Origin of the sequence: Paenibacillus sp. GCM10012306, assembly GCF_042649265.1 — a bacterium.
Taxonomy (GTDB): domain Bacteria; phylum Bacillota; class Bacilli; order Paenibacillales; family Paenibacillaceae; genus Paenibacillus_AQ.
Genome location: NZ_JBHRYW010000005.1, coordinates 267,388 through 282,297, shown reverse-complemented (window position 1 = coordinate 282,297; position 14,910 = coordinate 267,388). Strand labels below are relative to the sequence as shown.

Sequence of the window (14,910 nt, the reverse complement as noted above, 5' to 3'; positions counted from 1 at the left end):
CCTGTCTTCTAATTCTCAGATGGTTCAATGGAGACTTCATCCTTATGAACTTTAACACTTAGTACTAAACCAATCGCAAGGATATTACTGAGCAGTGAACTGCCTCCATAGCTGATAAATGGTAATGAAATACCCGTCAGGGGCAGCAAACCAATATGCATACCGATATTAACGGAAACCTGAAAGATTAACATGGCGATAAAGCCGGTAACCAAATAGGACCCTGCACGATCTCTACTGTCCATAGCGATAAAGATCATCCGATATACGAGCAATAAATACAGAAGCAGCAGCACTGCCGAACCTATAAAGCCATAATTCTCCCCGATGACTACATAGATAGAATCTGAATAAGCATAAGGAATGAAGCCTCTGCTTACATAAACTCCATCACCTCCAGACAACCCTCCTGATCCGATCGCTGTCATCGCATTTTTAACATGCCATGATTTATCAGGATCACTGGTTGGATCCAGGAAGACTTGAATCCTGGACATTTGATGAGGCTTGACAAACTTGGATAGCAATTCAAAGTTAGCATTGTATAGCCATAATACTGTCCCGACCGAAATGATTATCGTACCGAGGATCAGAATCATATATATCGCACGGATATTGCCAACCCAAAGCATGCTAAGTAATATCCCGACAAAAACCAGCGCCGTACCTAAATCTGGTTGTTGCAAGATTAAGACGAACGGGAGCACAAAAATTCCACAGACTGGTAATAAATCTTGAATGAAACGGAGCTGCTTCCCCTCTCGTTTTCCGAGCACATGAGCAATCAGCAGCACCGTGGAGATTTTCGCCAACTCCGACGGCTGAAGCTGAAAGCTCCCAATACTAAGCCACCGGGAAGCGCCGTTAATGTGTTCTCCAACAAACTTGACCAACACAAGCATCCCTATACTCATTCCATAGAGAAGGTAGGCCAGCTTGCCCATTAGAATTTTATAATCAATCAATGCGATCATTAACATCGGAATGCAAAATGCACCAAATAAATATAGATAGTTAATTTGAAGTCCCGCTAGATGTGTATCCGCTGTTGCTCCATAAATAGCAATGCTCCCAATGGAAACGAGACATGTTACAAGAATAAGTGTGGATAGATCCAGTTTTGCAAATTTGCTGGTGATAAACATATGGCAACCTCTATTTTGTTGAATTTCTAGAGCTTTCTTGACGTCTTCTATGGTTATCTCTTGAAATGCTAAGGAGAATACCTGTACAGGCCAAACACAACATGAGCGATGATCCCCCATAGCTAATAAAAGGGAGCGGCACACCCGTAATCGGCAGACTGCCAATTACAGATCCAACATTCAGGAGGAATTGAATAAATATCATCATCACAATGCCCATTCCCAGCATGAGACCGAATGGATCGCTACTCCTTATTGCAGTAATAAACCCTCGCCAAATAAACAGAAAAAATACGACGAAGAGCAGAAATGTGCCGACAAACCCCAACTCTTCGCCAATCACGGCAAAGATAAAATCGGTATGAGCCTCCGGTAAATAAGACAGCTTCTGCACACCTTGACCGATCCCTGTACCAGTAAGGCCTCCATTACCCAAAGCATAGAATGACTGTGTAAGCTGATAGCCCGAGCCTTGCAGATCATCTAGCGGATTCAGAAAAGCGCTGACGCGCTCAAGACGATAACTTTTACTAACCGCAAGATAAATAAACATAGGAACGAGAGCCAGGCTTAGCAAGAACATATGACGGAGGTCAACATCACCGACCCACAGGATCGTTACTGCAATAAAGAACAGGATCAACACAGTTCCAAAGTCCGGTTGTCTCATGATAAGCAGCAGAATCGTGCCGATGACCATGATAATGGGAAGCAAGCCATTGCGGAAATTGCGGATTCGCTCCCCTTTTCTGCTAATGATGGCCGACAAATATACGATAACCGTTAACTTGGTGAACTCCGACGGCTGCAAATTAAAACCGCCCAGCACAAACCATCGTCTTGCACCATTAATGTTCGCCCCTCCGATTAGGACGAGAGCAAGTGTCAGTAAGGAGAACGCGAGCAGGATCGGTGAAGCCTTCTTCCACACTGAAAAAGGAATAGACATAAAAATGAGCATCACAAATAATCCGGTAAGCGCAAATACGCCTTGTTTCATGACGTAGTGCCACGGACTAGCATGTTTTATGAAAGCAGCAGGATAGCTGGCGCTAAAGATCATAATCAGACCAAAGCCAACCAGCAGCAGAGTTAAGAAAAAAAGAGTGAAATCCGGGCGACCTCTTATTTTAAGTTTCAAATCATAGATGACCTCCACCACGCCAGCCACTATTCACCAATAAATTACTTCAGATTGAGTTCCCCGTGATAGGCCTTTTTGGAGAACAGCTTTAACTTGTCTTCACTTAACTTATACACATCCAGGCCGTTTCCAGCCTCACCCAATGACCAGCCCAGGGCAAGCTCGTTAAAGCCATCATGATCTAAATCCAAGAATCCGGCATACTCCAGACCATAACCAAAACCCTGGATCTCTGAGACCACCTTCCACCCCTCGTTATGCTGCTTGAACAGTGCGGCTTTTAACGGCTTACCCGCCTCTTTATTGTCTTCATAGACAACCACAGCTTCATCAATTCCGTCTCCATCCATATCTCCAAAAGAAACATCATGACCCTCTTGGCCCTGTAAAGGGGTGACCAGTTGCGCCTTATCCGGCAGCAGTTTGATCAGCTCCTGACTGGTATCATAACGCTGCTTGCTCGCTTCGGATAAAGGAGGCTTAATCATATCTATAGGTGTTGCTGGAACCCGGCATCCGCCAAGCAACCATAATGTTGTCAGCATGACACCTGCTTTAATGAATTTGCTGGACACTAGGATCATCGACTCCTCGCTTATCCGCTCTTTACATATTTTATCTGCGGACGGGATTAAAGTGGTTATGAAATAGTTAAACTTTGCGTTCATTTATACTGGAAGTTCTATTTGTACCCGGGTTCCCGCTCCTGCCACACTGCTAATTCTCAATCCACCATGATGCAGCTTAATGATTTGATCCGATATGGACAGACCGAGTCCGCTGCCTGCAGCATGTGGATCGCCTTTATAGAATTTGTGCAGTACATTCTCTAGATCGGCCTCCGCGATCCCTGAACCAGTATCCTCTACGGTAATCACTACTTTTCCCGGAGCACTATGGGCTTCAATCAGGATTTCACCTGAGGGGGGAGTGAATTTGAGTGAATTATCAATGAGATTAATCATGACCTGCTTGAGACGATTCTCATCTGCTTGAATGACAGGCAGTGACTCCTGAACGTTTACTTCGAGTGAGATACCTTGCCGGGCTGCTCTTGGGGCCAATTGCCTCCCGATATGCTGCAGCAATTCTGTCAGCTCTACTGATGCGAGGTGTATGACTATTCTACCGCTATCCAGCTTGGAGAAATCAAGCAGCTCGTCAACCATATGCGTTAACCTGTCACTTTCTGACTCAATAATATCAAGCCCATCCTGCAATAGAGGCTGACTCTCGCCCCCATTCGCCTTCAATGTGATGGCCCAGCCTTTGATCGAGGTTAACGGGGTGCGCAACTCATGAGATACGGACGAAATAAAATCATTCTTAAGCTGTTCGCTCTGCGAAATACGACTCGCCATCATATTGAGCGTATCCGCCAAGGAACCCAGCTCATCCTGGTAACGCTTCTGCACTCTTATGCTGAAATCTCCTTCGGTCATTTTATCTGCGGCATGTTTAAGATCTTTGATGGATCTCGTAATGGTCCAGGACAGCAACAACCCGAGAATCGTCACAATCACAATCACCAACATGCCGACACCGATTAGTAAAAATGCAATTTGCTCCACTGTATGTATGGTTTCTGTTAAGGACGTAATAAACCTGACTTCCCCGACGATGATTTCATTGGCCTGTAAAGGATAGGCGACCGCTAAAATAGCCTCCCCGGTCACAGGGTCCTTCCCTCTCCAAGTACCAGGCTGACCCTGAATCGCTGACTGCACATCCCCAGTCATAACCTTATCGCCTTGAAGTCCGTTCGAATCCTGCAAAAGCCGACCCGATGAATCAATAATCTGCACCTGCGCCTCGGAATTATTGGAAAATCCCTTCAATAAACGTTCCGATTGCTTCTCCAGATCCTCCTCGGCAAAATACTGTTGAAAAAAAGAAGCGGATAGCTCCGCTTGATTCATCAGGATTCGCTCTATATTGTGAAAATAGTAGTATCTTACGGATACATTAAGAAAAATCTCCAGAATGAGCACCGTCAGGCAAATGACTACCAGATAACTGCCTACTAATCTTTTCTGAATCCCCATCCCTTCAGCCGTCCTTCCTAAAGCGATAGCCTAGTCCCCATACCGTTTCAATCCAATACGGATTGGAGTCGTCATCTTCGATCTTCTCGCGCAATTTGCGTACATGAACATCTACTGTTTTAGGATCGCCAATATAGTCCTCACCCCATACGAGATTCATTAATTCATTTCGGGAGAGTGCGGTATCGGGATGTTCCAGAAAGGTTCTGATCATTTGGAATTCCTTCGGCGTTAATTCAATTGGAACATCATGCTTGAACACCTTATTGGCATTAAGGTCCATCCGAAGCGGTCCGGCTTGAAGAACAAGCCTCTGCGGTTTTGCAACGGCTTCTGTCCGGCGCAAGATGGCCTTGATTCGTGCCACCAGCTCTAACGGATTAAACGGCTTGACAATATAATCATCAGCGCCGATTTCAAGTCCTTTGATTTTGTCCAGATCTTGTCCACGTGCGGTTAAAAAAACAATAATAACCCCAGGGTCCTGCTCTCTTAGCTCCCGACAGATTTCAAAGCCGTTACCATCCGGCAGCATAATATCCAGAACAATAACATCGGGATGATTGCTTGTGAAGCTCTCCAAGGCTTCTCCTACGCATGCCGCCTCACTTACCACAAAGCCGTTATTGATTAAATTAATCGAAATAAAACGTCTAATATTATCGTCATCTTCAACAATCAATACATGATTACGAACAGCAGTATTCACGCTTTCCACCCCTATTAACCTGTTTCCTGATAAGTAAAATACAAAAAAAGCTCTCCCTATAAAGAGAGAGTCTTGGGTGCAGGTTCATATTCAATCACATGTGGATATTACTCTATATTGAGGGGCTTGTCAAAAAAAGAGAGGGCTGCCCCCCCTCTGTCATTCTTATCTCTGAAGTTCTTTCTCCGTGTAAACAATCGGAATATTGGACTTGATTTCTATTTCAGGCTTGGCTATATAACCTAAGCTCTCATAGAATCCTACCGCTTGTTGTTGGCTCGTAATTACAATTCGTTGAAACTCCAATTCTCTGATCCAGCTCTCTGCGGCTTCAATGAGAAGCCGACCATAGCCTTTACCCTGAGACTCCGGAATCACAGCGACTCTTTCGATCTTCGCATACCCTGCGTTTTCCAGGTTAATGCGTGCAGTAGCGATGGGCTCATCATCCTCTTCTAGCAATATGTAATGATATGGTTTACCATAAACCTCATCGAATTCTCCTTCCTTTGAGAATCCTTGCCCTTTAACCGAGGTTTTGATTCTTACTTCATAGACGCCGGACAATTGCCAAACCTGATCAACCCTATAAATAACCGCCATGTACAGCTCCTTTGCTTGAATGGAATATCTTTATTCTTTAATTTACTTCACTGCCTCCAGTGTATAGCGGTTGGCCGGAACCTTAAGCCCCAGGTTGCCACGAAGGGTATCCGAATCGTATTCAGTACGGAAAATCCCCCGCTGTTGCAAGACCGGAACGACCAGATCCACGAAGTCCGCCAGCCCACCCGGCACAACGGTACGAATGTTGAAGCCATCCGCAGCCCCACCTTCAAACCATTCCTGGATCAGATCAGCGATCTGATCCGGTGTACCGATGAACGATGTTCTTGGTGTAGCGGCCTGCAGTGCCACCTGGCGCAAGGTTAATCCTTGCTCTTTGGCCTGCTGTTTAATCTTGTCCGTTGTGCTACGGAAGCTGTTACTGCCGAGCTCACCGATTTCAGGGAAGGGCTCATCCAGTGGGAACGCTGAAAAATCGAAGTGTTCAAAATAACGTCCTAGATAGTTCAGCGCCTGATCTATACTGACCAGCCCCGCGATTTCCTGATACTTTTGCTCGGCTTCTTCTGCTGTTCTGCCAACGATCGGACCAATGCCGGGGAAAATCAGGATATCCTCTGCCTTGCGTCCATACGCCGCCGCTCTTGTCTTGACGTCGCTATAAAACTCCCTTGCCTCTTCCAGCGTCTCATGCCCTGTATATACGGCCTCGGCTGATCTGGCAGCCAAATCCTTACCGGATTCGGAAGAGCCTGCCTGAAATATGACCGGGTACCCCTGCTTGGAACGTGCTACATTAAGCGGCCCCTGCACTGAAAAGTGTGTTCCTTTATGATTCAGTGTGTGCAGCTTGGTTCGATCAAAGAAAACATCATTGTCCTTATCCCCGGGAAAGGCATCATCCTCCCATGAATCCCACAAGCCTTTGACTACCGCCAAGTGCTCCTCCGCAATTTCGTAGCGTAAAGCATGGTTCGGATGCTCACCTTTGCCAAAATTCAGCGCCGATCCTTCCAGTGGTGAGGTCACCACATTCCAACCGCTTCTTCCTCCGCTTATTTGGTCCAGAGAAGCGAATTGTCTCGCAACCGTAAACGGTTCACTGTATGAAGTAGATAGTGTAGCGACCAGTCCAATATTCGAAGTGAAGCCCGCCAACGCAGATAGTATAGTCAATGGCTCAAAACGATTCAGAAAATGCGGATTAGATTTCTCATTGATATAGAGACCATCCGCAACGAAAAGCAGATCGAACTTCCCTTCCTCTGCCTTCTGCGCCTGCTTCTTGTAGAAATCCAGACTTACACTGGCGTTAATCGGAATGTCTGGATGCCGCCAAAAGGAGACACTGTTCCCAACCCCCTGCAAGACTGCCCCCAATTTCAATTGTCTTTTCTGCATGTTTAACTCCTCCTCGTATAGTGGTTTATATTGATCATTCTTGATAACGGATAAAGTGCTCACTTGTTCAAGCTACTGCGAGTAGGGTCGCCCGCAATGCCCAGCTTTGTTCGATCCCCCTGCTTAAATTCCTGCACTCTAACCGTCCATGCTGCCCCCAGGAGCGCAACAGCCGTAAGGAGAAATACAACAGGAATCCCAACCCATCCGCCCAGAAAACCGCCAATTAGCGGCCCCAGCACAATTCCGAATTGATTGGCGGTCTGGCTCAGACTGACAGCTCTGCCCCGAAAATCGCTGTCGGCATATTTGATGATCAGTGCATTCATAGCAGGGTACACCGCGGCGAAGAATAGCCCATAGATAAAGCGCAGACTTCCAAAATAAATCAGGTTATAGGCTGTCAATTGCAGAAGACTGCCAATCCCGCCGCCCAAGAGACCGATAAACAACGTTTTCTCGTATCCGATTCTGCCGCCAATTTTTCCCCAACGAGGCCCCATAATTACCGTAGCAATACCGATCGCCGAGAAGACAATGCCTGCACTAAGTGTCGCATTACTGATGTCTCCGCCAATCTGAACAACGTAAAGCGTTAGCACAGGTTCGATAATCAGCACGGAAGTCGAGACGAGTAAAATCAGAGCATAAATCCGCATCAGACCAGGATTGGAGGCCGCTTTTTTCAAATCATCCAGGATGCTCGAATGCACCGCAGTGTGGTGCTCGCGCGATTCTTTTACCCATAGAACCATAAGAGCCGACAAAAGCGTAATCACTCCCGATGCAATGAAACAGCCCCGTAGTCCGATCCAATGGCTGAGCACGCCACCCACAAGAGGCCCAAGAATCCCTCCGGCAGCGGTGGAGGTCGAGATGACGCCCAGTGCATACCCCACATGCTTTTCAGGCGTATTCGTACCAACCAATGCAATGGATGCAGGGGTGAAGCCGGCCATAAGTCCCTGAAAAATCCGCACCGCAATAAACGTATAGGGATCATAGACAAAATAATTCGCCATATGAGCAATTGCCAGTCCCACGCCTGAACGGATCAGCATTGACTTGCTACCGTATTTGTCGGCCAGCGAGCCCCAAAATGGGGCACATAAGCCACTGATCAGAAAGCTAATCGAAATCGATACGCCAGACCAGACTTCCAGTCCACTATGGATGTTCAGATCTGTTTGCAGAAACAGAGGAAAGAACGGGACCGATAAGGTGTATGCCATATGATTGAAAAAAAGTCCCAGCCACAGAATATACAGATTTCGCTTCCAGTGCAGCATCCTCATCCCTTATATTGAACAATTCCTATATAAAAAGTAGGTTATTATCCATATTAGAATACCCCTGTCAGAATGTATAATTGAAAAGTTCGATAGATTCATTCAAGAATTGAATCTGTTCACCAATTACAAAGCTGCATGAACAGTACCTTGAATTTTCGAAAAATAAAAAGGCTCACAAATTGCTACAAGAGCAAGTTTGTGAGCCTTTAACGATAATGTAATGCGGTCGAGAGGACTCGAACCTCCACAGTATTGCTACCACACGGACCTGAACCGTGCGCGTCTGCCAATTCCGCCACGACCGCATATTATGTATACTGCGATTGAATCTGATTTGTTTCAACCAGCGAATCAATCACCGTAATTAAGAATATACTCCTTTCCTGAAGAAATTGCAAGCTTTATTTTAAAAAAATTATTCATCTTCTAGATTCATAGAATGAATATAGGCAAAACCAATCACCTCTATCCATTCTATATATTTCACTTATAAGGAATCTATATGATACAACAGAAGCAAGACTTCACGACGAAGGGAGCTTCACTTATGAATCAGTTATGGCATACCAGTACCTATGATAAAGATATGGCGTTTGTCTCACAGTTTGGCGAGTCGTTAATCGATCTGCTTCAACCTCAGCCTGGTGAGAGGATCATCGATTGGGGCTGCGGTACTGGTGATCTCGCTACGGCGATAGCTTCCCATGGCGCAGCCGTCACTGGTATCGATGCTTCTGCCGAGATGATCAGAACGGCACGCAGCAAGTACCCGGAGCTGACCTTTATTGAAGCAGACGGGCAGAACTATGTGGCGGAACCAGCTGCTGACGCCATTTTCAGCAATGCAGCCCTTCACTGGCTGCTGGATGCCGATGGTGCAGCCGCATCCATCGCCGCAAGCCTGCGTCCAGGCGGACGTCTGGTCGTAGAGTTCGGCGCGCTGGGCAATATTGCGTCCATTGTCGCCGGACTGCCCCGTGCTTTTGCTGCAATTGGCCAGAGCGACAAGCAGCGCCTGCCCTGGTATTTCCCAAGTACGGGGCAGTATACCTCCCTGCTGGAGCGTCACGGGTTCACCGTGGACTTCGCCCTGTGCTTCGACCGTCCGACACCGCTGGAGGGTGGTGAGCAGGGCTTTGCGACATGGCTGAACACTTTTGCCAACGGAATTCTGAAGGTCCTCTCCCCTGCTGAACGTGCAGAGGTGATCTCCCGGATGGAAGAGGCACTTAAACCGACATTGTTCCAAGAGGGACGCTGGGTCATGGATTACCGCAGAATTCGCGTGCTGGCTTATAAGCGGTAGACAAAACTCTTTTATATAAACATTACCTTGCTACTGCGGATCGTTTGCTCCACAATAGAGGCTGAACGGAAACCGGACTGATCCAAGGAATGCTGCAACATTGAGATTACGATGAAGGCCTATTGCCTGTAGTAGAGCGCTTCTGAAATCACTATAAGTACAGCAAAGCCGCCGGGAGTTCCGGCGGCTTTACCTTATTATAGGTGCTGCACTAGGACTGCTTGTCCACAATACGCAATTCAGAGTCGCCAACATATCTGTTGCTTCCCGCGCCAAGTCCCACCAATAGCAGCACTACGCTGGCGCCAAGCAGCAGGATCAGCGGCAAGCTCCAGCTACCGGTCAGGTCATGCAATAAACCGAATAGAGCGGGTCCAGCTGCCGCCAGCACATAGCCGATGGATTGGGCCACGCCTGACAGCTCAGCGGCTTGCTGTGTGCTCCGTGTCCGCAGGCTGAAGAACATCATCACCAGCCCGAAGGAAGAACCGCCAGCGATCCCGATGGAACAGGCCCACAGCAGCATCCATGACGGGCTGCCCAGCCACACGCCTCCAATCCCTACTATATAGAGAACAAAGATGCCGATAACGAAACTGCGCTGACTTTTCATGCGTCCAGCCAGAAGGGGGATAAAAAAAGTGAACGGAAGCTGGGCAAGCTGCATAATAGACAGAATCCAGCCGGCATGGCTTAGCGTCATCCCCCGCTCCACAAGAATCACGGAGAACCAGGCGATCAGAACATAGTAGAGCAGCGATTGCAGGCCCATGAAAATTGTAACCTGCCACGCCAGACTGGAGCGCCACAGATTCCCGCCAGAAGCTGAAGCGGCTCCCGGGGAACGCTGCTCGAGATTGCGGATTTGCGGAATCCAGAGTAGCGTGGACAGAGCCGCTATGACAAACCAGATGGCCAGCGTCCCTTTCCAGCCGAGTCCGGTCCCGCTAGCCAGCGGTACACTGATACCAGAAGCGATTGCGGCGCACAAATTCATGGATACAGAGTAAATGCCGGTCATCAATCCGGTATTATGCGGGAATTTACCTTTAATTAACCCAGGCATCAATACATTACAGACGGCGATAGAAAGTCCAAGAATAGCCGTGCCAAGAAACAGCATTCCAGTTCCCGCAGATGAGCGAATCAGAATACCTATCGATAGCAGCAGCATTGACGCAACCAGCACATTAGCCAGGCCGAACCGGCGAGCCAGCTTGGGGGCAAACGGGGACAGCAACGCAAAGGCCAGTAGCGGCAAAGTAGTGATCGCCCCTGCTGCTGTATTGGATAAGCCCAGATCGTCACGGATCGTTTTGACCAGCGGACCAACGGAAGTAAACGGAGCCCGCAGGGCCGCAGCTACAATTATGATTCCCAGAATAAGCAGCCAGTTGTCCATTCGAGATCGGGATGCCGATTTTTTAACGCCGGTGGCTGTTTGTTCTTGTCTTGTGTTCATGATGTTATTTCCTCCTTGGGACCAAAAAAATACCCGCAGGTCACAAACCTGACAGGAATTGATCATAACCCAACCTATTATACGCTTTGTGCACGCCAAACACAGCATTGACAAATCAAAGATGCCTCTTTAGTATCCTAATAATGGAGATTATACCTGCTAATCCAGTTATAAACCCACCTATATAAGATGAATAAAAGATAAAGAACAAAAAGCGAGAAGGAACGAAGGGGGAAGTTTGGAACTGGAGGAGCGAAGCGCTCGCCTTTATCGCCAGATTTCAACCGCTAGAGGCGGTTATAAAGAAGAAATCTGGGGATAACAGCGACCGGAAGTCCAAACATTCCACCGTAGTGACGACCGAGCCATACGTTCAAATCTTAAGTTCGTCTTATATATATTAAATAAAAGAAAAGAGTGAAGAAAGATGATCCGTCGGTTTGCATCCTATTATCGGCCCTACAGAAAGCTGTTCATCATCGACTTCTCCTGCGCGGTCGGCGCGGGGCTGCTCGAACTTGCATTTCCAGTGGCCGTTAATAAATTTATAGACGACCTGCTCCCAGGCCAGAATTGGCCGCTCATCCTTATTGCCTGCGTTGCGCTTCTGGCGATCTACGCTCTCAATACAGTGATGCAGTATATCGTGACCTATTGGGGACACATGCTGGGAATTAATATCGAGACCGATATGCGCAAAAAAATGTTCGAGCACATTCAGAAATTATCCTTCCGTTTCTTTGATAATAACAAAACCGGCCATCTGATCGGCCGGATTACCAACGACCTGAATGATATCGGCGAGATGGCGCACCATGGCCCGGAAGATATTTTCATCGCGGTCATGACCTTAGTTGGTGCTTTTATCCTGATGGCAGACATCAATCTCAAGCTCGCCATCATTACCTTCGTCATCGTCCCGATCATGGCTTGGGTTATTATTTACTTCGGACGGAATATGACCACTACCTACCGCCAGCTTTTCGGCAACGTCGGCAACTTCAATGCGCGCATTGAAGACAATGTCGGCGGTATCCGTGTGGTACAATCCTTTGCTAATGAAGATCATGAAAAAGAGCTGTTCGCAGTAGACAACCAAATGTTCCGTCGCACGAAGCTGCTAGCCTATAAAATCATGGCCAAAAGCTTGTCCGTCAGCTATATGATGACCCGCCTCATTACCATCCTGGTGATGATCAGCGGCGCTTGGTTCTTTATCCAGGGCGAACTGGCTATCGGTGAGTTTGTTGCCTTCATCCTGCTGTCCAATGTCTTCTTCCGCCCGATTGAGAAGATCAACGCCGTAATTGAGAGCTATCCCAAAGGCATCGCCGGTTTCAAAAGATATTTGGAGATTATAGACACCGAGCCGGACATCAGCGACAAGCCGGATGCGGTGGAGGTTAGTGCATTGCGCGGTGACATCGCCTTCCAGAACGTCACCTTCGGTTATGATGATCAGCGGCCAGTGCTGAAGGGTATCAGCCTGAACGTCAAGGCCGGAGAGACTGTTGCCTTTGTCGGTCCTTCCGGTGCGGGCAAAACAACCATCTGCAGCCTGCTGCCCCGCTTCTATGATGTCACCGGAGGGGCGATTACCGTCGACGGCATCGATATTCGTGACTTGAAGCTGAACTCGTTGCGTAAGCAAATCGGGATTGTACAGCAGGATGTGTTCCTCTTCTCCGGCACGATCCGCGAGAACATCGCTTACGGTAAGCTCGATGCCCAGCTACCTGAGATCTGGGAAGCCGCTCGCCGGGCCCATCTGGAAGAGCTGATTCAGAATCTGCCGGAGGGCATGGAGACGGTGATCGGCGAGCGTGGCGTGAAGCTGTCCGGTGGACAGAAGCAGCGGCTGGCTATCGCGAGAATGTTCCTGAAGAATCCGCCGATTCTGATTCTCGACGAAGCCACCTCTGCACTTGATACAGAGACAGAAGCCGCAATCCAGCAGTCACTGAGTGAGCTGTCCGTGGGTCGGACCACCCTGGTCATTGCCCACCGCCTGACGACGATCAAGAATGCCGACCGAATTATCGTTGTTAACGAAGACGGTATTGCCGAGCAAGGACGTCATGATGAACTGGTTCATGCCGGTGGAATTTACAGCCGTCTGCATCAGGTGCAGTTCAACGCCTAACGTTCAATAACTCAGTAGATGCAACAGAGTATTAACTTTTACTCAAAAGAAAAGCTGTCCCAGCGTTATCTTCAGGAACGCGGGACAGCTTCGGTTTAATAGGTTAACCAGAGCTTTCTGGTTAACCTATTTTTTTGTACAATGATCAGGAAACAGACAGCCTCCGCAGATGTCAAATTACGATGTCCTGGCTATAGCCCAGGACCAGCTTGACCTTATGGAATACCAGTACAGCGCTTATTTTTTCGCGATATGCACTTTCAACTGCTTGCCCTTCACGGTAGTCTCCCGCATAGCCTGAAGCACCTGTGGACCTTTGCCGTTCAGTATATCCACATAAGTTACATTATCCTGTATCGTGATGATTCCGATATCTTCAGCAGTCACCCCATCGAGCTTAGCCAGCGTGCCGACAAAATCCACCGCCCGGAGCTTCTTCTTCTTGCCGCCGTTAAAGTACAGCTTCATGATGTCCTTGCTTAAGCTTTCGCTCCGGTCCTTCTTGCGCACTGGCTGCCTGTTGATCTTCTTCCCGAACGCTTCCTGCGCTGCTACCACATCATCCTCAGAAGGAACCGGCATCACAGGAATACTGAAGCCAATATAGTCTTCAATCTCCTTCACCCATTTATGTTCATTCGGCGTCACAAAAGTGATGGCTTTACCCGATTTGCCTCCACGAGCGGTTCTGCCCGTCCGGTGAACATAGCTTTCTTTCTCCAACGGGATATCGTAGTTGATCACATGAGTGATATTCTCGATATCAATTCCTCTCGCGGCTACGTCGGTGGCAATCAGGTAACGGAACTGCCCTCTCTTAAAAGCATTCATAACCTCAAACCGTTCGTCCTGCATCATGCCACCATGGATCTTGTCGCACGGGTATTCCAGATCAGCCAGGCCGCGGAACAGATCATTCACCTGCTCTTGGGTCCGGCAAAAGATAATGCAGCTGTCCGGGTTCTCCACCGTGAGAAGATCGCTCAGCAGCGAGAATTTGGCTGCCGGTCTCACTTCAATAAGCGCATGCTCGATCGTCGCCGTGGTGATGCCGCTGGCCTGAATCTCAATATCCACTGGTTCATTCATATACTTGCGACAGAGGTTCTTAACCTTGTCCGGCAAGGTTGCGGAGAATAACAGGGTCACCCGATCCTGCGGTAGCTTCTGGATAATCGCCTCCACTTGCTCAATAAAGCCCATGTTAAGCATTTCATCCGCTTCGTCAATAATAAGATATTTCAGTCGATTCAGCGGCAATGTGCCTCGCTCGATATGATCAAACACGCGTCCTGGTGTCCCCACGACGACATGCGTTTTTTGTGTAAGCTCTATCTTCTGCGGGGCAAAAGGCGATTTGCCGACCAAGGCTACCGCTTTGATCCGCTTCAGGCGCCCGATGTTGGTAATGTCATTCTGCACCTGCGCAGCAAGCTCCCGTGTAGGCGTCAGAATCAGCGCCTGCGGCTTATTCTCTGCCCAATCCACCAGTTCGCAGACCGGAATACCGAAGGCAGCTGTTTTTCCACTGCCAGTTTGTGATTTGACGATCAGATCCTGCCCTGTCAACGCCACGGGAATAACCTTGCTCTGTACCTCTGTAGGCGTGGCATAGGAGAGTGCTTCCAGCGCTTTTAAAATATCTTCTTGTAGTTCATAATCCTTAAATTGTAATCCGCTCATCATTCAACCTCTT

General features: G+C 48.1%; 12 protein-coding genes and 1 tRNA gene. 2 read left to right on the top strand and 11 right to left on the bottom strand.

The genetic code is table 11. From position 1 onward, the window contains the following. Positions 1-8: 8 nt before the first annotated feature. From ACFORK_RS13940 to ACFORK_RS13900, 9 genes are all read right to left on the bottom strand, one after another. Entirely contained in the window at positions 9-1,145 is a 1,137-nt protein-coding gene (locus tag ACFORK_RS13940) for an FtsW/RodA/SpoVE family cell cycle protein (protein ID WP_379199811.1), read from the bottom strand. 10 nt (positions 1,146-1,155) lie between these two features. After that, a complete protein-coding gene (gene ftsW, locus ACFORK_RS13935) occupies positions 1,156-2,286 on the bottom strand; it encodes a putative lipid II flippase FtsW (protein WP_379199809.1) in 1,131 nt (376 codons plus the stop codon). 44 nt (positions 2,287-2,330) lie between these two features. After that, entirely contained in the window at positions 2,331-2,864 is a 534-nt protein-coding gene (locus ACFORK_RS13930; RefSeq protein WP_379199807.1) for a hypothetical protein, read from the bottom strand. Positions 2,865-2,957: 93 nt separating this feature from the next. Next, positions 2,958-4,334 (bottom strand): sensor histidine kinase, encoded by a 1,377-nt coding sequence (locus ACFORK_RS13925; RefSeq protein ID WP_379199805.1) that lies wholly within the window; start codon positions 4,332-4,334, stop codon positions 2,958-2,960. A 4-nt stretch (positions 4,335-4,338) separates the two neighbouring features. Then, complete coding sequence (locus tag ACFORK_RS13920) at positions 4,339-5,043, bottom strand: response regulator transcription factor (RefSeq protein ID WP_379199803.1); 705 nt, start codon at positions 5,041-5,043, stop codon at positions 4,339-4,341. A 165-nt stretch (positions 5,044-5,208) separates the two neighbouring features. After that, positions 5,209-5,646 (bottom strand): GNAT family N-acetyltransferase, encoded by a 438-nt coding sequence (locus tag ACFORK_RS13915; RefSeq protein WP_379199801.1) that lies wholly within the window; start codon positions 5,644-5,646, stop codon positions 5,209-5,211. Between the two features lie 42 nt (positions 5,647-5,688). Beyond that, positions 5,689-7,011 carry an LLM class flavin-dependent oxidoreductase gene (locus ACFORK_RS13910; RefSeq protein ID WP_379199799.1) on the bottom strand — a complete coding sequence of 441 codons (1,323 nt, stop codon included), beginning with the start codon at positions 7,009-7,011 and terminating at the stop codon, positions 5,689-5,691. Between the two features lie 59 nt (positions 7,012-7,070). Beyond that, on the bottom strand, positions 7,071-8,300 hold the full coding sequence (locus ACFORK_RS13905; RefSeq protein WP_379199797.1) for an MFS transporter: 1,230 nt from the start codon (positions 8,298-8,300) through the stop codon (positions 7,071-7,073). A 224-nt stretch (positions 8,301-8,524) separates the two neighbouring features. Further along, positions 8,525-8,608: transfer RNA gene (locus ACFORK_RS13900), tRNA-Leu, on the bottom strand. Between the two features lie 242 nt (positions 8,609-8,850). Here ACFORK_RS13900 and ACFORK_RS13895 point away from each other — a divergent pair. Next, complete coding sequence (locus tag ACFORK_RS13895; protein ID WP_379199795.1) at positions 8,851-9,609, top strand: class I SAM-dependent methyltransferase; 759 nt, start codon at positions 8,851-8,853, stop codon at positions 9,607-9,609. Between the two features lie 211 nt (positions 9,610-9,820). On the opposite strand, the gene ACFORK_RS13890 is transcribed toward ACFORK_RS13895, so the two are convergent. Continuing rightward, on the bottom strand, positions 9,821-11,071 hold the full coding sequence (locus tag ACFORK_RS13890; protein ID WP_379199793.1) for a CynX/NimT family MFS transporter: 1,251 nt from the start codon (positions 11,069-11,071) through the stop codon (positions 9,821-9,823). Between the two features lie 427 nt (positions 11,072-11,498). On the opposite strand from ACFORK_RS13890, the gene ACFORK_RS13885 reads away from it, so the two are divergent. After that, positions 11,499-13,214, top strand: a complete 1,716-nt coding sequence (locus ACFORK_RS13885; RefSeq protein WP_379199791.1) for an ABC transporter ATP-binding protein — start codon at positions 11,499-11,501, stop codon at positions 13,212-13,214. Between the two features lie 237 nt (positions 13,215-13,451). Here ACFORK_RS13885 and ACFORK_RS13880 read toward each other — a convergent pair whose 3' ends face one another. Next, positions 13,452-14,897, bottom strand: coding sequence for a DEAD/DEAH box helicase (locus ACFORK_RS13880; protein WP_379199789.1), 1,446 nt, complete (start codon positions 14,895-14,897; stop codon positions 13,452-13,454). Between the last annotated feature and the right edge of the window lie 13 nt (positions 14,898-14,910).

Bases quoted from the DNA above. Each gene is read 5' to 3' on its own strand.
- ACFORK_RS13940 (WP_379199811.1), bottom strand. From the start codon at position 1,145: ATGTTTATCACCAGCAAATTTGCAAAACTGGATCTATCCACACTTATT.
- ACFORK_RS13925 (WP_379199805.1), bottom strand. From the start codon at position 4,334: ATGGGGATTCAGAAAAGATTAGTAGGCAGTTATCTGGTAGTCATTTGC.
- ACFORK_RS13915 (WP_379199801.1), bottom strand. From the start codon at position 5,646: ATGGCGGTTATTTATAGGGTTGATCAGGTTTGGCAATTGTCCGGCGTC.
- ACFORK_RS13910 (WP_379199799.1), bottom strand. From the start codon at position 7,011: ATGCAGAAAAGACAATTGAAATTGGGGGCAGTCTTGCAGGGGGTTGGG.
- ACFORK_RS13905 (WP_379199797.1), bottom strand. From the start codon at position 8,300: ATGCTGCACTGGAAGCGAAATCTGTATATTCTGTGGCTGGGACTTTTT.
- ACFORK_RS13895 (WP_379199795.1), top strand. From the start codon at position 8,851: ATGAATCAGTTATGGCATACCAGTACCTATGATAAAGATATGGCGTTT.
- ACFORK_RS13890 (WP_379199793.1), bottom strand. From the start codon at position 11,071: ATGAACACAAGACAAGAACAAACAGCCACCGGCGTTAAAAAATCGGCA.
- ACFORK_RS13885 (WP_379199791.1), top strand. From the start codon at position 11,499: ATGATCCGTCGGTTTGCATCCTATTATCGGCCCTACAGAAAGCTGTTC.
- ACFORK_RS13880 (WP_379199789.1), bottom strand. From the start codon at position 14,897: ATGAGCGGATTACAATTTAAGGATTATGAACTACAAGAAGATATTTTA.